The sequence below is a fragment of the Streptomyces sp. TG1A-60 genome (assembly GCF_037201975.1).
Classification (GTDB): Bacteria; Actinomycetota; Actinomycetes; order Streptomycetales; family Streptomycetaceae; genus Streptomyces.
Genome location: NZ_CP147520.1, coordinates 1,927,132 through 1,947,751, shown reverse-complemented (window position 1 = coordinate 1,947,751; position 20,620 = coordinate 1,927,132). Strand labels below are relative to the sequence as shown.

Annotated in this window: 16 protein-coding genes and 2 pseudogenes; 12 read left to right on the top strand and 6 right to left on the bottom strand. The window is 68.8% G+C overall.

Features of this window, described 5'->3' with window-relative positions; genetic code table 11:
• From WBG99_RS07895 to pglW, 9 genes are all read left to right on the top strand, one after another.
• On the top strand, positions 1-789 hold the full coding sequence (locus WBG99_RS07895; RefSeq protein ID WP_338895643.1) for an MTAP family purine nucleoside phosphorylase: 789 nt from the start codon (positions 1-3) through the stop codon (positions 787-789).
• Positions 786-1,466: a TIGR04282 family arsenosugar biosynthesis glycosyltransferase gene (locus WBG99_RS07890; protein WP_338895641.1), complete on the top strand. Its 681-nt coding sequence runs from the start codon at positions 786-788 to the stop codon at positions 1,464-1,466. The genes WBG99_RS07895 and WBG99_RS07890 overlap by 4 nt, the downstream gene beginning before the upstream one ends.
• On the top strand, positions 1,457-2,197 hold the full coding sequence (locus tag WBG99_RS07885; protein WP_338895640.1) for a TIGR04283 family arsenosugar biosynthesis glycosyltransferase: 741 nt from the start codon (positions 1,457-1,459) through the stop codon (positions 2,195-2,197). The genes WBG99_RS07890 and WBG99_RS07885 overlap by 10 nt, the downstream gene beginning before the upstream one ends.
• A gap of 60 nt (positions 2,198-2,257) precedes the next feature.
• The gene (locus WBG99_RS07880) at positions 2,258-3,937 is read left to right on the top strand and encodes a radical SAM protein (protein ID WP_338895639.1); all 1,680 of its coding nucleotides are present in this window, start codon (positions 2,258-2,260) and stop codon (positions 3,935-3,937) included.
• Between the two features lie 701 nt (positions 3,938-4,638).
• Positions 4,639-5,214 carry a hypothetical protein gene (locus tag WBG99_RS07875; protein ID WP_338895638.1) on the top strand — a complete coding sequence of 192 codons (576 nt, stop codon included), beginning with the start codon at positions 4,639-4,641 and terminating at the stop codon, positions 5,212-5,214.
• Positions 5,211-5,513, top strand: a complete 303-nt coding sequence (locus WBG99_RS07870; protein ID WP_338895637.1) for a hypothetical protein — start codon at positions 5,211-5,213, stop codon at positions 5,511-5,513. Before WBG99_RS07875 ends, WBG99_RS07870 begins: the two co-directional genes overlap by 4 nt.
• A 350-nt stretch (positions 5,514-5,863) precedes the next feature.
• Positions 5,864-6,058 carry a ribbon-helix-helix protein, CopG family gene (locus WBG99_RS07865; protein WP_147995503.1) on the top strand — a complete coding sequence of 65 codons (195 nt, stop codon included), beginning with the start codon at positions 5,864-5,866 and terminating at the stop codon, positions 6,056-6,058.
• Positions 6,055-6,447, top strand: a complete 393-nt coding sequence (locus tag WBG99_RS07860; protein WP_338895636.1) for a type II toxin-antitoxin system death-on-curing family toxin — start codon at positions 6,055-6,057, stop codon at positions 6,445-6,447. Before WBG99_RS07865 ends, WBG99_RS07860 begins: the two co-directional genes overlap by 4 nt.
• A 227-nt stretch (positions 6,448-6,674) precedes the next feature.
• On the top strand, positions 6,675-11,084 hold the full coding sequence (gene pglW, locus WBG99_RS07855; RefSeq protein ID WP_338895635.1) for a BREX system serine/threonine kinase PglW: 4,410 nt from the start codon (positions 6,675-6,677) through the stop codon (positions 11,082-11,084).
• On the opposite strand, the gene WBG99_RS07850 is transcribed toward pglW, so the two are convergent.
• The gene (locus WBG99_RS07850; protein ID WP_338895634.1) at positions 11,068-11,325 is read right to left on the bottom strand and encodes a hypothetical protein; all 258 of its coding nucleotides are present in this window, start codon (positions 11,323-11,325) and stop codon (positions 11,068-11,070) included. The two genes, pglW and WBG99_RS07850, sit on opposite strands and share 17 nt — an antisense overlap.
• Positions 11,326-11,760: 435 nt before the next feature.
• Here WBG99_RS07850 and pglX point away from each other — a divergent pair, with 435 nt between their 5' ends.
• Positions 11,761-15,483: a BREX-2 system adenine-specific DNA-methyltransferase PglX gene (gene pglX, locus WBG99_RS07845; RefSeq protein WP_338895633.1), complete on the top strand. Its 3,723-nt coding sequence runs from the start codon at positions 11,761-11,763 to the stop codon at positions 15,481-15,483.
• A 48-nt stretch (positions 15,484-15,531) separates the two neighbouring features.
• On the opposite strand, the gene WBG99_RS07840 is transcribed toward pglX, so the two are convergent.
• The gene (locus WBG99_RS07840; RefSeq protein WP_338895632.1) at positions 15,532-15,723 is read right to left on the bottom strand and encodes a DUF397 domain-containing protein; all 192 of its coding nucleotides are present in this window, start codon (positions 15,721-15,723) and stop codon (positions 15,532-15,534) included.
• The gene (locus WBG99_RS07835) at positions 15,720-16,607 is read right to left on the bottom strand and encodes a helix-turn-helix transcriptional regulator (protein ID WP_338900259.1); all 888 of its coding nucleotides are present in this window, start codon (positions 16,605-16,607) and stop codon (positions 15,720-15,722) included. The genes WBG99_RS07840 and WBG99_RS07835 overlap by 4 nt, the downstream gene beginning before the upstream one ends.
• A 208-nt stretch (positions 16,608-16,815) precedes the next feature.
• Here WBG99_RS07835 and WBG99_RS07830 point away from each other — a divergent pair, with 208 nt between their 5' ends.
• The gene (locus WBG99_RS07830) at positions 16,816-17,256 is read left to right on the top strand and encodes an ATP-binding protein (RefSeq protein WP_338895631.1); all 441 of its coding nucleotides are present in this window, start codon (positions 16,816-16,818) and stop codon (positions 17,254-17,256) included.
• A 115-nt stretch (positions 17,257-17,371) separates the two neighbouring features.
• On the opposite strand, the gene WBG99_RS07825 is transcribed toward WBG99_RS07830, so the two are convergent.
• Positions 17,372-18,316, bottom strand: coding sequence for an alpha/beta hydrolase (locus WBG99_RS07825; protein ID WP_338895630.1), 945 nt, complete (start codon positions 18,314-18,316; stop codon positions 17,372-17,374).
• Between the two features lie 194 nt (positions 18,317-18,510).
• Between WBG99_RS07825 and WBG99_RS07820 the strand changes: the two are divergent.
• Positions 18,511-19,457: pseudogene (locus WBG99_RS07820) on the top strand (WYL domain-containing protein).
• A 25-nt stretch (positions 19,458-19,482) separates the two neighbouring features.
• Here WBG99_RS07820 and WBG99_RS07815 read toward each other — a convergent pair.
• Both WBG99_RS07815 and WBG99_RS07810 read right to left on the bottom strand, forming a co-directional pair.
• Positions 19,483-19,875, bottom strand: a pseudogene (locus WBG99_RS07815) (ISAs1 family transposase); the annotation flags it as partial.
• 24 nt (positions 19,876-19,899) lie between these two features.
• Complete coding sequence (locus WBG99_RS07810; RefSeq protein WP_338895629.1) at positions 19,900-20,463, bottom strand: dihydrofolate reductase family protein; 564 nt, start codon at positions 20,461-20,463, stop codon at positions 19,900-19,902.
• Positions 20,464-20,620: the final 157 nt, after the last annotated feature.

Genomic DNA, 20,620 nt, shown 5'->3' with positions numbered 1-20,620 from the left:
ATGCGCATCGGTGTGATCACCGGCTCCGGCAGCTACGACTGGCCCCACTTGGAGGGGGCGGCCGAGCGGACCGTCGTCACGGACCACGGCGTCGTCACCGTCACCGAAGGACACCTGCGGGGCACGGAGATCGTGCAGCTGTCCCGGCACGGCGCCGGTCATCACCGGCTCTCCAGTCAGGTCGACCACAAGGCGAACCTTTCCGCTCTGCTGGCCTGCAAGACAGAGGCCGTCGTGTCCTTCACCGTCTGCGGCTCCCTCGACCCGGCCGTCCGACCAGGCTCCCTGGTCGTCTTCGACGATCTGTACTTCCCCGCCAACCGGCTGCCCGACGGCACCCCGTGCACCCGGTACGACACTCCCGGCGAGGCCGGGCGGGGCCACTGGATCTTCGATCGGCCCTTCAGCGAGCCGCTGCGCCGGGCGCTGATCACCGCTGCCGAGCAGACCGGGGTGCCCGTTGCGACGCGCGGCGTGTACGGGCATGTCGATGGCCCCCGGTTCAACTCGCGCCCCGAGGTGGCCGCCCTGGCCGCGGCCGGGGTGTCTGCCATCAGCCAGACCGCGGGCCCGGAGGTCGTACTGGCCGGGGAGGCCGAACTACCCATGGCCCTGGTCGGTTTCGTCACCGACTACGCCAACGGAGTCGCCACCGAACCGGAACCGGTGCAGGCCCTGCTCGACCGCATGGAGGCGAGCAAGGACATCTTCGCGACGCTGGCCGGACATGCGCTCCCTTCCCTGGACCGTACGACCGGGGCCGGCTTCGTCTACCGGTTCGACGCATGAACACCCCCGGCCCCCAGGGCACTCCCGCCATCCTGATCATGGCCAAGGCGCCCCGTCCCGGACTGGTCAAGACCCGGTTGCACCCGCTGCTGAGTCCTCTGCGCTGCGCGGTTCTCCAGGCCGAACTGATCCGCCACACCGTGGAACTGGCTACCTCCCACACCCCCAGGGCCTACCTCGCCTACGCCCCGGGCGAAGGCGAGGACGCCATCAGCGCGGCAGTGCCCGCCGGTGTCCGCTTGCTGCTCCAGCGCGGCGGGAACCTCGGAGAGCGCCTGGCCACGGCCGTGACCGATGCCTTCGCCGACGGTGCGGGACCCCTGCTGGTCGTCGGCACCGACGCACCGACCCTCACCGGCAGCCATCTGACCGCCGCCTTCACCGCCCTGGAGAACCATGACGTGGCACTGGGCCCTGCACTGGACGGCGGCTACTACCTGATCGGCCTGCGCGCGCCCCACACCTCCCTGTTCGCCCTCGGCCCGGAGGTCTGGAGCACGGACCGGGTACCGACCGCCACCCGCGCCCTCGCCCATGACGGCGGGCTGAGCATGGGGACGCTCCGTCCGCTGCGGGACCCGGGCACCCCCGATGACGCGACGGCGCTTCTCACGGATCCGGTGCTGCCGGCACGTATCGCCGCTCTGCTCCGGCCCGAGGAGACGTCATGCCCCTGACCCCGCCCCGAGTCTCGATCATCGTCCCGGTCCTGAACGAGGAAGCCGCCATCCACAGTGCGGTGAGCCGCCTGTGCCGGGACTTCCCCGACTGCGAGCTGATCGTCGTCGACGGCGGCTCCACCGACGCCACCGTCGAACTCGCGGCCCTCCACGCCACCGTGGTGACCAGCGAGCGTGGCCGGGCCAGGCAGATGAACGAGGGCGCCCGTCACGCCACCGGCGACATCCTCTGGTTCGTTCACACCGACACCGCTGTCGACCCCGACGCACTGGACCAGATCCGGGCCGCTCTCGCCGACCCGGCCGTCGTCGGTGGCGGACTCACCATCCGCTTCGACCGCAGAACACCCGGCCTGAACTATCTCGCGTGGACGTCGAACGCCCGGGCCCGCCGACTGCACCACATCTTCGGCGACCAGGCCATGTTCGTCCGCCGCACCGCCTTCGACAGGCTCGGCGGCTTCCCCGACCTGGCCATCATGGAGGACCTGGAGATGTCCCGGCGCCTGCACCGCCACGGCCGGCTGCGCCTGCTGCCCGCGACCTCGACGGCCTCCTCACGCCGCCTCGTCGCGCACGGCACATGGCGCATGATCGCCTTCATGCAGTACCTGAAACTGCTGTACTTCGCCGGCGTCGATCCGGAAACCATCCGCACCCGCTACACCGCGGGCCCCCGCCTGTTCGGGCGCAGACGCACTGCCCCGACGGGGACCGCCCGGACCTGAGCCCCTCTCTCACTCGCTCCTTCTCTCCCTCCCCTTTAGACATCTTGGAGACCAGTCCTCATGCGCATCGCAGTCAGCGGAGGCCCCTACGGAAACCCGTACGCCCTCCAGGCGTTCGTCGACGACGCCCGCGCCCGCGGCTGCGAGCGCCTGTTCTGCCTGGGCGACCTGGGAGGATTCGGCGCCGACGTGAACGCACTGTGGCCGATCCTTGCCGACAACGACGTCGAGTGCGTCGCCGGGAACTACGACGTGGCGATCGCGCGCGGCGACACCGACTGCGGCTGCGGCTACCGCGACGCCAAGGACAACGAGTACGCCCAGCTGATCTACGACCACACGCTCGCCACCACCCACCGCGACTTCGCCGCCTGGATGGGCACCCTGCCCACCGAGCGCCGGGAGACCATCGACGGCGTCGACGTGCACATGGTCCACGGCTCGACGCTGGCACTGAACGACTTCTGGTGGGAGTCGCTCCCCGAGGAGCAGCACCGCCTGCGGGCCGAGGCATCGGGTGCCGACGTCGTCCTGTGCACGCACAGCGGCCTGCCCTGGCAGCGCCAGGTCGACGGCACCCTGGTGGTGAACGTCGGAGTGCTCGGCAAGCCGGCCAACGACGGCCGTCAAGAGGTCTGGTACGCGATCCTCGACCTGGACGGCGGGCGCCCGACCGCCGAGCTGGTCCCGCTCTCCTACGACTGGCAGGCGCAGGCAGCCTCGATGCGCGCCGCCGGGCTCCCCGAGACCTTCACCGAGACCATCGAGACCGGCTGGTGGACCACCTGCCTGGAGATCCTCCCGCCGCGCGAACGTTCGCGCGGCCGCTTCCACCTCTACCGCTCCACCCTGCCGGGCGGGTTCCGACCCGCGGACGACGGCTGGGGCGAGGACGCGTCCGCCGGGGCCACGGAAGGCGACCGCCCCGTTGTCCCCCTCTTCGGCACGGCATACTTCCCGTCGCGGCTCTGGGTCTACACCAACTTTCACTGCAACCTTGCCTGCGACTACTGCGCGGTCGCCTCGTCCCCGAAGGCGGCACCCCGCACCCTGCCCGCGACCGACTTCCACGCACTCGTCGACAAGGCCGTGGAGGCCGGGTTCACCGAGTTGTACGTCACCGGCGGCGAGCCCTTCCTCCACCCCGACATCGTCGGCCTCCTCGACTACGCCACCACGCGACTGCCCACCGTCGTCATGACCAACGCGATGCTGCTGCGCGGCCGGCGGGCCGCCGGGCTCGCTGCACTCGCGGGCCGCAAGCTCACCGTCCAGACCTCCCTCGACGGCGCGACACCGGCCGTGCACGACGCACACCGGGGCGCTGGTTCCTGGCTGCGCACCCTGGACGGCATCCGTCATCTCGTCGACCTCGGACTGCCCCCGCGGGTCGCCCTCACCGAAACCCCGGACAACACTCACGAGGTCCCGGCGGTCGCCGAACTGCTGGCCGGACTCGGCCTGTCCGCCAGTCACTTCGCCGTGCGGCCACTGCTGCGCCGAGGCTTCTCGGACACCGGCGCGGAGATCGGCGAGGACTCCAGCATCCCGGAACTGACCGTCACGGCCGACGGCCTGCACTGGCACCCCGCCGGCGCCGACCTGGCCACCAGCCCCGACCTGCATATCGCCCCCGCGGGCACCCCGCTCGTCGTGGGCAAGGAGCTGGTCACCGAGCGGTTCTTCACCGCCCGTCTGAACGACGGCAGCCTTCCCCGGCCCGTCCACTGCGCCGTCTGATCCGCCCGTACACGTAGGGAAAGGAAGTCCACCACCATGCAGCAGCGACAACCGCATGTCGCGATCCTCGGCGCCGGACCCGTCGGGCTCGACGCCGCCCTCGCCTGCGCCGACGCCGGATGGCCGTTCACCGTCTACGAGGCGGCGGACACCGTCGCCGCCCATGTAGGCGGCTGGGGTCACGTACGCCTGTTCACCCCCTGGGACCTGAACGTCTCGCGCCGGATGCGCGCCCGTCTCCCGCACGCGCCCACGGGCGACGCGTGCCCCACGGGCAATGAGCTCATCGGCGAAGTACTCTCTCCGGTCGCACAGCTCCCGGCGCTGGAGGGGCGGATCCGCTACCGCACCCCCGTGGCTGCCATCGCACGCACCGGCCTTCTCAAGCACGAACAGATCGGCACCGATACCCGGGCGGCGGCCTCCTTCAGGCTTCTGCTGGACAGCCCCGACGGCGAGGAGACCGCCGAAGCGAGCCTGGTCCTGGACTGCACTGGTACCTACTCCCACCCCAACCCCCTCGGGCAGGGTGGCATCCCCGCCCCGGGCGAACGGGCCCTGCACTCCCGCATCACCCGCACCCTGCCCTCGGCCGACGATCCCGACCGCTGGGGGGAACCGTTCTCCTGGTCGGTGCCGGGAAGTCCGCCCAGACCGCCGCGCGGGACCTCGCCGCGCTCCCCGGCACCCGCCTCGAATGGGTGGTACGCAGCCCCGCGCCCGACTGGGGAGCCGTCCCCGAGGACACTCTGCCGGGCCGCCAGGAACTCGTCTCCACCGCACGGGCCCTGGCGACGGGCGCGCACGACCGCGTTACCGTCCACACCGGCGCCCACGTCCAGGCCCTGTCCCAGGCTCCCGATGGCGAGGGCGTGCTCGTACGCCTCGCCACCGCCGACGGTCCCCGCGAGGTGCTCGCCGATCACGTCGTCTCGCTCACCGGCTACACCGGCGACCACACCCTCTACCGTCAGCTCCAGATCCACGAGTGTTACGCCACCGGCGCCCCCATGAACCTCTCCGCCGCCCTGCTCGGCGCGGCGGGCGGCGACTGCCTCACCCAGCCCGCCACCGGCATCGCCCAGCTCCGCAGCCCCGAGCCCGACTTCTTCATCCTGGGTGCCAAGTCCTACGGCCGCCTGAACACCTTCCTGCTGCGCACCGGCTACCAGCAGGTCGACGAGATCGCCACCGGATACGCCGGGGTGGAAGGCCCACGCCCGCTCGGCGGGTTTCCCTCACAGGCAGAGGATCCGAATCGCAGGAGCTTGCCATGACCAGCACCACCACCGTCGACCGGCCGGAGCCCTACCGCATCGACCGCCCCACGATCCGCGTCGTCATGAGCGACATGCTTCTTCCCCGGACCGACCTGGGCGTCGGGTCGCTGACCTGCCCGGTCACCGAAAGCTCGGCAGAAGGCATCCGTGACCTGCACTCCCGGTACGGCGACCGGATCCGGATCATGTGGAGTGTGTGGCGATTTTGGAGCCCGTCACAAAGGCGCTCTGGCCTGCTCCTTTGTATTCCAGGTGGCCAGTTCGACTTGTTTTCGCTCGCGGAATGCGTCGGCTGAGGTTCGCTTGTGCGGAAACGGTCTGAGCTGCAGCTTCAAGGGCTGGCGCGGGTCTCGCGGGCGACGTGGCGATGCGGAATGCAGAATTTTGACGCTCGGATATCGAAAGTCTCAACCTCGCGGACCTCTCCGGCCCGGGCCGCGGACCGGGGGCCGTCGGCACGGGGCAAGGACTTTGGTTCGAGGGTCCGACCGCACCTGCCCGGCGGCGGCGCGTCCTGCCACCTTCGCACGCACCTTGGAACCGGGAGCGCGGCCCGACCGGGCCGCAAGGGACGGCGCCGTGGTCCGTGGTCTTGAGTGGCTGGTGTCACCTCGCCGCCTAGATACCAGTCCGGTATCATCGCTATATGGCGATGACACTCCGACTCCCCGACGACCTTGACGCGAAGCTCACCGAGCGGGCTCGTCGGGAGCGCCGCAGCAAGCAGGAACTTGCCATTGAGGCCATCCGTGACGCCCAGAACCGGGCCGAGCTGAAGGTCGATGACGTCCTGGCCGAGCTCATGGACAGCGATGCGGAGATCCTGGACTACCTGAAGTGACCGAAGTGCGCTACATCCAGATCGACGAGATCCTGGCCATCGCCCGCAAGGTCAACGGTACCGAGCACAGCGTGCGTGACCTGGGACTTTTGGTGTCAGCGATCGAACGGCCCCGGACCAACGTGTTCGGAGCCGAGCTGTATCCCACGCTGCACGAGAAGGCGGCGGCACTGCTGCACTCCGTTGCCCGCAATCACGCGCTGATCGACGGCAACAAGCGCACCGCCTGGCTTACCATGCGTGTCTTCCTGCGGCTCAACGGCGTCAGCGCCAGTACCGTCCCGCCGCCCGTCTCCGTTGCCGGCCCGTTCGTCGAGGAGGTCGCGCAGGACAACATCGATGTACCGGCCATTGCCAAGCGCCTGTCGACTTGGTTCCCCGTTTCCTGACGTTCCACGTCGTGAGGTACGGGTGAGGTTCCCCTCGTAGGGTGGAGTCGGTGAGAGCTGCTGGGGCCATCTGACCTGCTGCTTCATTCAGTGTGGGTGTGAGGAGCAGGTGCGTGTCGCTTTCCCGCCGGACTAGGATCGACCATCCTGACGCTCTTCTGACGCTGGTGCTGATGGTGCGTCATTTTGTCGGGCCCTGAGGGCCGAGCGGTGAGGAGGCCGACGCAGTGGCAGCATCGGGAGGGGAGCCGCGGCGGACACCCGGTCCGGCCGTGCCCGAGCCGGGACCGGTCAGGCCCGCTCAGCAGTGGTTCCAGGAGCGTCCCTCTCCCTACTCCTGGGAGCAGGACGCGCTGGACCACGTCAGGCGTCTGATGCCCGCGGCCGAGCCGTACCGGGCCTGGGCGACCTTCTCCTTCACCGCCCGGTCGGGCCGGGTCAACGAGTGCGATCTGCTGGTCGCCGTCCCCGCCGGCCTCTTCCTCGTCGAGATCAAGAGCCATCCCGGCGAGCTCCGCAACACCGGGTCCACCTGGAGTTTCCGCGGTGCCGACCGCACCCGGACCATCAACAACCCGCTGCACTTCAACGACCTCAAGTCCAAGGAACTGCGCAGCCAGCTTCAGTGGGCCGCCCGGAAGCTCTACCGGAGCGACCGGATGGTTCCGCGTATCGAGCCCGCCGTCTTCCTTTCGGCCCCGGACCTGGTCAGCCACCTCGACGACGTCCAGCGTCTTCGCGTGTACGGGCGCGACGACGGCGCGAGCGGCCTCGGCCGCATCTGGCAGGACTTCCTCGGACTGCCCCCCGACCGGCCCGAGCGGCGCATCACCGAGGAGTTCTCCCGGCACCGGCTGCCCGAGCTGCTGAAGACCATCGGCATCCGCCAGTCGACCGGTCATCTGCGTTTCGGTGACGCCTGGAAGATGGAGCCGCACCCCCTCGACGCGGGCGCCTCGTGGGAGGACCGCCTCGCCAAGCGGGACGACGGTCTGGCCCAGGAGGAGGGCCGCGTCCGTATCTACCTGGTGAGCCAGGGCGCGACCGACGCGGACCGCGGGAAGACGGAGCGCGCGGCCCGCCGTGAGTACCAGGTTCTGCAGGGCATCACGCACCGGGGCATCGTCGACGCCGTCGAGCTGCGTGACCACGAGGGCGGCCCGGCGATCCTCTTCCGCCACCGGCACACCGACCTGCGCCTGGACCAGTACCTGGACACCTACGGCAGCAGGCTCACCCCCGAGATCCGCCTCGACCTCGTGCGTCAGCTCGCCGAGGCCGTCCGGCACGCCCACAGCCGCTCGCTGTACCACCGGGCGCTGGCGGCGCGTTCCGTCTACGTGTCGTTCCGGGGCGAGGGCGCAGGCCCCGAGCTGCGTATCACCGACTGGCAGACCGCGGCCCGCGACTTCGACAGCAACGCCACCTTCTTCCGGTCCATCGGCGGCTCCGCGCTGGACGCGGCGCTGATCGAGGACGCGGCCCACGTCTACCTCGCCCCCGAGACCGACCAGCCCTTCCCCGACCCCGGGGACCTGGACGTCTTCGGGCTGGGCGCCGTCTCCTATCTGATCCTGACCGGCAGGCCGCCGGCCCCGCAGCGCAGCGTTCTCAAGGAGCGGCTGCGCACCGAGTCGGGTCTGCACCTGTTCGCGGTCGCCGACGGCGTCTCCGACGCGCTCGACGCCCTGGTCTTCCGGGCCACCCGCGCCGACGTCGACGACCGGCTCAGTTCCGCGGAGGAGTTCCTGGACCTCCTCGACGAGGCGGAACGGGCCGGCGCCGTCCCCGACTCGGCGGCGACCGAGGCCGTCGACCCGCTGGAGGCGCTGCCCGGCCAGGCCCTGGACGACGAATGGTCGGTGCGCCGGGTCCTCGGCACGGGGGCCACGGCCCGCGCCCTGCTCGTGGAGCGTGCCGTGGAGGACGACGACGGCACCGTCCGCGTCGAGGAACGCGTCTTCAAGGTGGCGCTCGACGAGCAGAAGGCCGACCGGCTGCGCGCGGAGGAGCGCGCGCTGAAGCTGGTCGGCGGCGGCGCCGTGGTCCAGTTGCGCGGCGACGGGCTGCGCGAGATCGGTTCGCGTACGGTCCTGCAACTGGAGTACGCCGGTGAGCAGTCCCTCGGTGCCCGGCTGCGCGGCGAGGGCCAGCTCACCTACGACGACCTGGAGCGTTTCGGTGAGAACCTGTTCCTGGCGCTCGACCAGCTCGCCGCGAACGGTGTCCGCCACCGCGACATCAAGCCGGACAACCTCGGCATCCAGCGCCGCAAGGACTTCACCTGGCAGCTGAAGCTGTTCGACTTCTCCCTGACGGACGCCTCCGACCGTGATGTGAAGGCCGGAACCCGCGGCTATCTCGATCCGTTCCTCGGTTCGGTGCGCCGCCCCCACTTCGACGACCACGCCGAGCGTTACGCCGCGGCCGTCACCCTGCACGAGATGGCGAGCGGCGAGCGGCCACTGTGGGGCGACGGCCGCTCGGACCCCCTCACCAACGAGTCCGCCGAGCTGCACATCGCCGGTGAGGTCTTCTACCGGCCGTTGCAGCCCGGTCTGACCGCGTTCTTCCGGCGTGCCCTGCACCGTGACATCGAGCACCGCTTCGACACGCTGCGGCAGATGAAGGACGCCTGGCAGAAGGTCTTCCGGGACGCCGACACGGACCGGCCGCCGACCACCCCGTCCACGGTGGGCACCGAGGCGGAGGGCACGGAGCAGGCACGGGACCGTGCGGCTCTCGCCGCCGACGCCGGCACCGAGCTGGAGCTGGCCGGCCTGTCGCCGCGTGCGGTCACGGTCGCCGCCGGTCTCGGCGCCACCACGGTGGGGCAGCTGCTGGACGTCCAGCCGTCCGTGATCCGCAAGGCCCGGGGGGCCGGCCCGCTGGTACTCAAGGAGCTGAACCGCCGCCGCAACCAGTGGGTGGCCGCCCTGCGCGGGAAAGCCGCCGTACCGGCCGCGCGCAGGGCCGCCTCCCCGGCGGGGGACGAGGACACGCGGGCCGGGGTGACGGGCATCCTGTCGGTCGACGACATGGCCGGTCTGCTGACGCCGCCGTCCGGCCGCAAGGGCTCGCACCGCGCCGATGTCGTACGCCTCACCCTCGGCCTGCCGCCCGAGGACGGCGGCCTCTCACCGCTGGGCCCCTGGCCCGTGCAGGCGCGGATCGCCGAGCATCTGGGCATCAAGCAGCCGCCGGTCTCCCGCCACCACCGTGCGGAGATCAAGCGGTGGGCCGAGGCCAGGTGGCTGCGGGAGGTGTGCGGCGAACTGGTCGAGGTGGTCGGGAACTTCGGCCGTGTGATGACCGCGTCGCAGGCCGCCCAGGAGCTGCGTGCCCTGCACGGGGCGCAGGACGACGCGCCCGAGCGGGTGCTCGCCCGGTCACTGGCCGTCGTCCGTGCGGCCGTCGAGGCGGAGACCCGCGAGGAAGAGGGGCACGAACCCCGCCTCGCTGTCCACCGGCGCGGCGACACGGTACTGCTGGCGTCCGAGTCCCTGCCCGGCACCGACGACCCGAACCCCCGCGAACTGGCGGACTACGCGGCGGAGTTGGGTGCGACCGCGGAGAAACTCGCCGGCCGGGAGCCCCTTCCGGGACGCGCGGAGGTGGTGCGCGAGTTGCGCGCGGTGCCCGCCCCGGAGGGGTTCACGCCGCTCGCCGACACACATCTGGTGCCGCTGGCCGCCGCCGTGGCCTCGTCCGCGGTGCGCCACACACCCCGCCTGGAGCTGTACCGGCGTGACCTGGGCCTGGAACGCGCGCTGCGCATCTCGCAGGCCGGAGCCGGTGTCCGGGCGGACCGGGGGATCTCGGCGACCGAACTCGTCGCCCGGGTGCGGGCCCGCTTCCCCGACCTGGATGTCCTGGCGGACGGCCGGGAGCCGACCCCCGTGGTGCTGGAGGACGCGCTCCGGGCGGCCCGCTTCGACCTGCGGCACGACGACGAGGCCGGACGTTTCCTTCCTCCGGCGCCGAGCTCGACCGGTCCCTGGTCCTCCACGGGCTCGGTCACCAGCATGCTCCCTCCGGTACGTGCCCACGCGCGCCGCGAGAGCGACGACGCGCACGGGGCGCTGCGCGAACAGCTCACCGAGAGCGCCGACCGCGGCGGATTCCTCGCCCTCACAGTCAAGGCCGCCCGTCTGCAGGGCACGGCCGAGATGATCGCCGCCCGCTTCCCGGTGGTTCCCGTCGACCTCGGGGCCCTGTTCCTGAGGGAGTTCACGCGGCTCGTCGAGGAGAAGGGCCAGGACTGGCGGACGGTCCTGCGCGCCGACGCGGCCTCCGCGCCGGGCCGCGTGAAGCCGGGGCTCGCCACGTTCGTCCGCGTCGTGTGGCAGCGCGTCGCCGACGACCTCGCCGCCCGCTCCGCCGAGCCGCGCACGATTCTCTTCCTCCACGACGCGGGCCTGATCGCCCGCTACTGGGACGAGGGCGGCCGTACGTTCCTGGTCGCCCTCCAGGCCGCCGCCCGCCTGCCGTCCAAGGGGCCGCACGGCCTGTGGCTGCTGTGCCCGATGGAGTCCCGCACCCAGGACCCGCACCTGGACGGACAGCCGGTCGAGGCCCTGCGCAACGACGGGGAACTGGCCTATCTGGACGGGGGATTCCTCAAGCAGCCGGCCTAGAGGCGGCGGGAAGAGGCCCGTCTGCCGGAGGGGCCGGCAGGGACACGGCCATGGTGGCGAGACGGCGGGCGAGGTCGGCCTCGGTGATGGACGTCTCGTCGCAGTAGCGCCCCTCGACCGCCCACCCGTGGAACGGGTTGGTGGCGATGAGCTGGCTGAACAGGGGGCCCACCTCGCGTCCCCGTCTCCGTCCGGCGACGGCGCACAACTGGCCCCACGGCCAGGGCAGGTGGCCGTGCATGTAGTCCTGCTGCGGGAGGTCCTTGACCCCTCCCGTTCCTTGCGCTCCTTCGCCTCTTCCTTCAGCTCCGGGTGGAAGGGCCGTCCCTTGCCGGTCAGGGCGGAGCCGAGGCAGTCGAGCAGGATGGCCTTGATCGCGCATTCGGCGGCCAGTCCCGCGAGGTGGTCGGCGGATATCCGTAACCGGTTCCCGGCGGCCAGCTGCGCGGTGTCGTAGTGGTGTCTGCTCGCCGCCCTGAACGCCGGCGGCGGAACGCCCGGAGTGGTAGGAGCCGTCACGGCGATCACTTTGACGGCGTGATCACGGGAAATGGCGCGGTCTCGGCATGACGGGTGGCCCTCCGTCCGTGCCCCGTCACCTGGCAGGATTGGGGCTCTGGCGCGAGGGACCTCGGGGGACCGTAGTGCGCGCGGTGCATCGAGAAGGAAGCGGAACGTGACGGACGTCAAGGCTGGTGTGGACCCGGCGGCCCTGCTCAAGGATCTCAAGCGGCAGGTCACGGCGCTGGAGGACGACCTGCGGGAGCGTGCCGAGTCCGTGGACGAGATCCGGGTCCGCCTGGAGGCCGAGTACCGGCACGCCCGGGAGGCCCGGCGCACGGCGGCGACGTACGGGGCCTGGCGGGACGAGCGGGTCACGCAGTCCGCAGCGGCCTGGGTGCTGGCCTGTGTCTTCGTCCGCTTCTGCGAGGACAACGGTCTCATCGACGAGCCGTTCATCGCCGGCCCGGGGGAGCGGCTGGCGGAGGCCGAGGCCCGGCACGAGGCGTACTTCCGCGAGAACCCGACCAAGAACAACCGCGACTGGCTGTTCGCCGCGTTCGACGCCCTCCGCGAGGCGAACGACACGGCGGCCGGCCTCTTCGACGAGGCCCACAACCCGCTGTGGGACATCACGCCTGGCTACGAGGCGGCGACCGGACTGCTGTCCTTCTGGCGGCGGTGGGGCGCCGAGGGCGAGATCCGCTACGACTTCACCGACCCCGAGTGGGACACCCGCTTCCTCGGCGACCTGTACCAGGACCTCAGCGAGCACGCCCGCAAGACGTACGCGCTGCTGCAAACCCCGGAGTTCGTCGAGGAGTTCATCCTCGATCTCACCCTCGAACCGGCCGTCTCCACGGACGCGTTCGGCCTGAACCCGGCGTGGGAGGGCCCCGACGGCAAGGAACGGCGCGGCCTGCGCACCATCGACCCGGCCTGCGGCTCCGGCCACTTCCTGCTGGGCATCTTCCACCGCCTGATGGACAAGTGGCGTGCGGCTGAGCCGGGGACCGACGTGTGGACGCTGGTGCGCCGTTCGCTGGAGTCCGTGCACGGCTGCGACAAGAACCCGTACGCGGTGAGCATCGCGCGGTTCCGGTTGCTGGTGGCGGCGATGCGGGCGGCGGGGGCGGAGAGGCTGAAGGACGCGCCGCCGTTCCCGATCAACGTCGCGGTGGGGGACTCGCTGCTGCACGGGCGGGATGCGGCGGGTATCCAGACGGACTTGGACACGTTGTTCGCGGAGGTGCAGATCGGGCGCGAGGAGGGGGCGGCGTTCGCGTATTCGACGGAGGATGTGTGGGAGTACGCGAAGCGGGTTGATTTGTTGGGGCGGGGATCTTATCACGTGGTGGTGGGGAATCCGCCTTATATCACGGTTAAGGATAAGCAGGAGAACGAGAATTACCGCGCTGCGTACGATGCTTGTACAGGGACGTACGCATTGTCGGTGCCGTTTGCTCAGCGATTGTTCGAGTTGGCGGTGAAGGGGGCAGGCGGCCGTCGCGGTGGTGGCGGCTTCGTGGGGCAGATTACCGCGAACTCTTTCATGAAGAGGGAGTTCGGTAAGAAGCTCATTGAGGTTGTTTTTCGAAACCGCGTCGAGCTTTCTCACGTGATTGACACTTCAGGGGCGTATGTTCCGGGGCACGGGACGCCCACGGTTATTCTCGTTGGGCGGAATCGAGTTCCCAGTCCTGAGCGAGCCGTGCGAGCGGTACTTGGTGTCCGTGGTGAGCCTGATCAGCCGAGGGTTGCCGCGCAGGGGCGTGTTTGGAAGGCGATCGTTCGGCAGGTGAATGACCCTGGCAGCGAGTCCGACTGGGTCACCGTGGAGAACACCCTTGCTGCACGTTTCATGGATCATCCGTGGGCTGTGACCGGGGGTGGTGCAGGTGAGTTGCAGCAGTTCATTGAAAGTCACTCGGCGTTGGTCCTGGGTGCACGCACCTCCTCTATTGGGTTCGGTGCCGTGACACGAGCGGACGATGTTTACACGCTGGGCAGAGGAGCCCTCTCTCGTGCCCATGTCTCGAGAGACTTCCAACGTCCGATGGTCGATGGTGAGTCGAGTCGGGACTGGCGTATCACTGAACCGGTAACTGTTCTCTGGCCATACGCTGAGGAGTTTCCTCATCATGCGGTCGCTGATGAAGCGATCCTTCGGTTGGCGTGGCCTAATCGGGTAATCCTTCGGGATCGCGTTGCGTACGGTAAGACCCAGTTGGAGCGAGACCTCCAATGGTTTGAGTATTCGATGTTTTTCCATCGCCGATTCGGTGGTTTCAGTCTCGCTTTTGCATGTGTTGCGACACATAATCACTTTGTTCTGGGGCGAGGGGAGGAAGTATTCAATAGGCACGCTCCTATCGTAAAGTTGTGTGATGGGGCTAGTGAGGATGAGTACCTGCAGCTGTTGGGAGTACTGAACTCTTCGACTGCTTGTTTCTGGCTGAAGCAGGTCAGTCAGGATAAGGGAAATCGAGGAGGTGAGCGGTCCACAGGGAGGTACGCGTGGGAAAGCTTCTACGAGTTCACCGGTACCAAGCTTCAGGATTTCCCCCTTACCGAGCGGCTTCCGCTTACGCTTGGCCGCATGCTGGACTCGGCGGCGAGCGGAATCGCGCTGTGTGAGCCAGATGCTGTGATTGCGAAGCAAGTCCCGATGAGTAGTGTGCTTGGCGAGGCACGTGCCAGCTTTGAACGCATCCGTCGCTGCATGATCGCTACACAGGAGGAGCTGGACTGGCAGGTCTATGGTCTCTACGGACTGCTTAGTCCGGCAGACGTCGAGAGGGCTACCGTTCCTTCGGAACGGCTGACTGAGTGTCCCGAGGTCGAGTTGGGGCATCGCGCCTTCGAGTTGGTCATCGCCCCCAACGCTGAGCGGGACGAGGCAGTCGAGCAGTGGTTCCGGCGGCACGGGTCCACCCCCGTCACCGAGATCCCCGCCCACTGGCCCGACTGGTACCGCGACATCGTTCAGGCGCGTATCGACATCATCAACTCCCGCAAGGACATCGCCCTCATCGAGCGCCCCGAGTGTAAGCGCCGCTGGGCCACCGAGCCGTGGGAGAAGAAGGAACGCGCCGCGCTGCGGAACTGGTTGCTGGACCGGTGTGAGAAGCAAGAGCTTTGGTACGAGGTCCGGGACGGGCTCAAGCGGCCTCGTCCGATGACGGTCAACTACCTTGCCGACCAGCTCGGTACGGACGAGGACTTCCTCTCCGTCGCCGCGCTCTACGCCTCCGACCACCTCGGTAAGCCCGACCTGCCCCTCGCGCAGACCCTCACCGAAGTGATCGCCGACGAGCATGTGCCCTACCTCGCCGCGATGCGCTACAAGGACCCCGGCCTGCGCAAGCGCGCTCAGTGGGAAGACGTCTGGCGGCAGCAGCGCGAGGAGGACCGTACCGGGCAGCGGCTCGACATCCCCGTACCGCCGAAGTACACGTCCGCCGACTTCGCCCGCGCGTCCTTCTGGTCCAACCGCGGCAAGCTCGACGTGCCCAAGGAGCGGTTCATCTCCTACCCCGAGGCCGGGCCGGACAGTGACTCGACGCTGATGCTCGGGTGGGCCGGTTGGGATCACAAGGACCAGGCGCAGGCGCTCTTCGAGTTGCTGACCGCCCGGACGACACGGGACGGCTGGAGTTCCGAACGGGTCGTTCCGCTGCTGGCCGGCCTCCACGAGGTCATGCCGTGGGTCAAGCAGTGGCACGGCGAGTACGACGACGAGTGGGGCGACGTACCGGCCGACGAGCTGGAGGCCGAGTACGAGAACCAGCTCCGCAAGCACCAGGTCGGCGCCGAGGAGCTGAAGGCCTGGCGTCCTGTGCGGAAGACGCGTGGCCGCAAGGCGGCGGTGAAGCAGCCAGCGTTGGACGTGGAGTAGGCGTGACGCATTCGGTGGGGCAGCGACAGGCGCTGCCCCACCGGAAGTTCAGACGCGCGAGTCGGCCGCCAGCGTCGTGAACGCCGACCAGGCATCGCGGGAGACGGCCAGGGACTCCTTCTGGGTGTCCTTCGAGTCCCGGACAAGAACGACGCTGGGGCGCACTGCAACCTCGATACAGTTGTCACCGCCGCCGCCGCTGTAGCTGCTCTTGAACCAGGCCAGCTCGCTGGTGCTCATAGCGCTCCTCGCATCTGCTCCAACAGGCTCACCGTGGCTTGATGGCTCAGAGCCTGCGAGCGCATCTTGCCATAGCGCTGGAGCATGTGACTTACCGATTTCGGGTCGCTGATGAGCATGCTGGTGCCGTGGCCCTCGACGTACCCGATCCAGCGGTGATCGGCCGTCTCGGCAAGGTACATCTCGCCCTCGAAGCCTGAGTGTTCCTCCTGTAGCAGAGGCATGATCTGTAGTTCTACGTTGCGGTACCTGCCGACTGCGATGAGGTGATCGAGGAGAGCTTTCGTTACGGAAACCCCTCCCATGCGACGCTCCAACAGAGCCTGTTCGATGACGAAGCTGAACGTCGTGTTGGGGCGATCGACGAGAAGTTGCTGTCTGGCCAGACGCGCTGCCACTTGCCGTTCGGACTGCTCCTCGGTGAGCGGAGGCAGGTACCGGTCGAAGAGAGCCCGAATGTAAGGCTCGGGCTGCAACAGCCCTGGAACGACTCGGCTTTCGTATGCATACAGCGAGAGTGCTTCTTCTTCGATGGTGGCCCACTGCAAGAACCAGGACGCCAGCCCCGCCCTCCGCGTCAGACTCTTCGCCGCCGCCCCCAGGACCCGCCCCGCGACCGCCCCCAGCACCTCCTCCGACCGCTCCAGCAGATCCCGTGGCGGGAACCGCTTGCCCTGTTCGATCTTGGCGATGTACGCGACCGAGTACCGCACCAGTGGCGCGAACTGCTCCTGCGTCAGGCGGGCTTCCTCCCGTAAGGCCTTGAGGACCGCGCCGAAGGTCCTCAGACTGTCCGAGAGCTCCGGCTCGCAGTTACCGCCCCCGCCGAGCCCTCCGCCCTGCCCGGCGTTCCCGCCCGCCCCGCCGCCGTTGCCCGTCGCCATCGCAGCCGCCTTCCCCTGTGCCGCCGGGCCGTGCTCGTGCCGGGCCCGGACGTTTGCCGTACCGTCTGCCGTGCGCGCTGCGCCACGCGTGACCCACTCATCGTCACGTACAGCGACCGACCCAGTCCAGTGAGTGAACCAGTACAACGTGATCTGTATCAGCGCCGGACCTGCCGACGGGCCGTCACCTCCCGGCAGGGTGGCCGCCATGCCAGCCCCCCGCACCCAAAGCCCCGCCCCGGCCCGTACGTTCGCGCAGCGCTTCTCCGCCACCCGGCGCGGTGCGCGCCTCGCCCGGCTGCTCGCCGCGCACCAGCTCACCGAGTGGGGCCACCCGCACGGCACCCAGGCACACGACACCGTCGTCCTCGTCGTCGCGGAACTCGCCGCGAACGCCGTCCTCCACGGCCGCGTCCCCGGACGGGACTTTGCCCTGTCCCTGTCCCACGACGAGAGCCGGGGCATGGTCCGGATCGAGGTGACCGACACCCACCCCGCCCAGCCGGCGCGACTGACCCCCGGCCCGGACGAGGACGGGGGACGCGGCCTGCTCCTCGTCGACGCGCTCTCCGCCGACTGGGGCGTACACGACCGCCCCGGCCCCGGCAAGACGGTCTGGGCGGAGTGCACGACGGCTCCCCGGGCCTGACAGCCCGAGTCCGCGAACGCACCTGACACAGGACGCGATTCTGAGACTGGCAGGTCAAGCGGTTCACCCTTTCGGGTGGCCAACTCCGTTGGCGGACCGTCACGAAAGATCGCGGCTAAATGGCATCCTGTTGTTCCAGCCATTTCGTGATCGCCTGGTTCGTTTCTTCCGGCTTCTCCTGCTGGATCCAATGACCGCAATCCAGATTGACCACTTCCACATGGGGTACGAACTCCGCCAGCTTTTCAGACCTCTGGACCGCATCCCGGTCGCCGTAGATCATGAGTGTGGGCTGCTGGATGATCGGGTCCACGTCCGCCAGCAAGCGCCAGTTGCGGTCAAGGTTCCTGTACCAATTCACACTGCCCGTGAACCCTGTCGATTCGAAGGCGGAGACGAAAACGGCCAGTTCGCTGTCGCTCATGACGGGATCACCGAGTGGCGTTTCCGCTCTGGCGAGATCGATCAGCGCCATACCCGGCTGAGGCTCCCTGGGTGGCTCGTTCTTCCGGTACATGTTGCGAAGGAACCGGAAGGTGTTCTCTTCGAACACGGCGTCCGCGACGCCTGGCTGCCGATTGAAGTGGACGAAATAGAAGTCGCCGCCAAGCACATCTTCCATGAACTCGAGCCAGGGCTTTTCTCCGCGCTCCTGGTAGGGCAGGCTCAGGTTGATCACTTTGTTTACACGGTTCGGATGCAGCAGGGTCAGTCCCCAGACGACCATTGCACCCCAGTCGTGACCGACAAAGGTGGCATCTTCGTATCCGTAGTGATCGAGAAGTGCGACGAGATCACCCGACAGGTGTTCAATGTCGTAGTCCGTTACTTCGGTCGGACGGGATGAGTTCCCATAACCCCGCTGGTTCGGGACGATGACATGGTAGCCCGCTGCGGCGAGGGCGGGCATCTGATAGCGCCAGGAAAAGGCGTGCTCCGGCCAGCCATGACAGAGCACAATGGGCTTTCCGGTATCCTGCCGGCCTGCTTCAAAGACTTCAAGCTCCACACCGTTGACCGAAATAAGGGTGGGCTTGGGAAAATCGGCCGGATCGAACATTGCATTTCCTCTCCTTCTTTTCGGGGTGATCAGGCTCAGGCGACGAAGGTTCCCGACGACGGCGTCGGCGCACCCCCGACGGGCCGGGGGCCGATACGGCCGTGGGCGGTGGGAGTCGCCGGTGAGGCCATGTCGCCATCCTGCCGACCAAAACCGGTCACCCCATGACCGGTTTTTGTGGAAGTGTCGTCGGCATGCGAACCGACCGGCTGGTGGCCATCCTCCTCCTGCTGCAACGGCGCGAGCAGGTGACAGCAGCAGAGGTCGCCCGAGAGCTGGAGGTCTCCGAGCGCACCGCCCGCCGCGACCTCGACGCCCTGGCCATGGCCGGGGTGCCCGTGTACTCCCTGCAGGGCCGAAGCGGCGGCTGGCGCCTCGTGGGCGGCGCCCGCACCGACCTGTCCGGGCTGACCGCCAGCGAGGCCCGCGCCCTGTTCCTGGTCGCCGGCCCGGCCTCGGCCGCGACACCGGCCGTGAAAGCAGCACTGCGCAAGCTCGTCCATGCCCTGCCGGAACCCTTCCGGGTCCAGGCCGAGGCAGCAGCGTCGTCGCTGGTCACGGACCCGCAACGATGGGGGCGAGCCGGATCGAGCACCGACCGCCCCGCTTCCTCGACGAACTCCAGGACGCGGTGATCCGCGGAGTCCAGGTACGGCTCGGCTACATCGACCGCAAAGGCACCGAAACCGAGAGAACCGTCCACCCTCTGGGCATCGTCGCCAAAGGCCCGTCGTGGTACCTCGTCTCCGACACCGAGGCAGGCCGGCGGACCTTCCGGATCGACCGCGTGTCGTCCGCCGACCCGACCGACGATCCCGTGCACCGACCCGAGGACTTCGACCTTGCCGAGAGCTGGCACGAGATCGCCGACGAGGTCGACCGCAAGCGAACGCCCCTCGAAATCCAGGCGGTATGCGCACCCCACGGGATAGGCGTGCTCCGGATGGCGCTCGGCGGTCGGCTCGAGGTGGGAGGTTCCACGACCGACGGCCGCATCGAGGTCGTGATCCGCGGCCACAACGAGTACGTGCTCGCCGGCGAGCTTGCCGGGCTGGTCGAATGGCTCGAGGTGACTGGCCCTCCGGGTGTGCGAGACCACCTGGCCTCGATCGGCAACGCGCTCGTTGAGCGATACGGCTGAGTCCGTCCCATAGTGTCGAAGTGCGGATCTTGGAGGCGTCCTCGCGGAAAGCGGTGTCCCGGACGAAGTGGAGCCTGTTTTCGATCACCCAGCGCGCCCTCAAGATCGTCGCGATGCGTTCCGGGGACGCCTGCCGACTGGTCAGACCGGTGATCACGTAGACGGTCCCGTGGCTCTGCTTGCCGGTCTTGGTGTCGGTGCGGTGGCGTACGACCTTGGCGACCTTGGCGGCGTGGGGGAAGTCGACGCCGAGGTCGGTGACAGTCAGCACCTGCACGACCCGGGTCTCCTTGCGGCCGTGCCCCTGGGAGCGGTCGTAGAACTTCGCCGTCACCTCGCCCCAGGGCAGGGTCCGCATCTGTTCGAAGAGGTTCTTCTGGTTCCGCTTCGCCGTGAAGGCGTAGTGCGCCTTCTTCACCTCGGCGAGGATGGGTGCTGCTGCTCAGCGCCTCGTCTCGTACCTGGTCAGGACCACGCCGCCGGGAAACGTCCGCGTCTCCACCAGGTTCAGGTTCACCCAGTTGTCCAGCGCGGTGAAGAACGGCGTGCCGCCGCCCCCCAGGACCGGCGCGGTGGCCAGCACGTACTCGTCGATCAGCCCGGCCCGCATGGCCGCCCCGGCGAGCGTCGCGCCGCCGATGTCCATCGGGCCGCCGTCCTCGGCCTTGAGCCGGGTGATCTCGGCGACCGCGTCGCCGGTGACCAGGCGGGTGTTCCAGTCGACCTTGTCGATCGTCGAGGAGAACACCACCTTCGACATGTCCCGCCAGCGGCGCGCGAACTCGATCTCCGCCGGGGTGGCGTTGGGCTGCTGGTCACCGGTCGGCCAGTGGGAACTCATCGTCTGCCACAGCTTGCGCCCGTACAGCGACAGGTCGGTCGCCTGCAACTGGTCGGACCAGAACAGGAACAGCTCGTCGCTCGGCACGCCCCAGCCGATGTCGTCGCCGGGCGCGGCGATGTAGCCGTCCAGGGTCAGGTTCATGCCGTAGATCAGTTTCCGCATGGCTCAGCCTTCCGTTCGTGGGTGTCCGGCGTATAGACCAGCGCGGCGCGGGAAACTCATCGGTGCGCGATCCGGGCTCGCCGGTAGCCCTCGTGCTCGGGGCTCAGCGTGGTGTACTCCGCTGACTCGGACGAGCCGCCTGATCTCGACCTCGCCC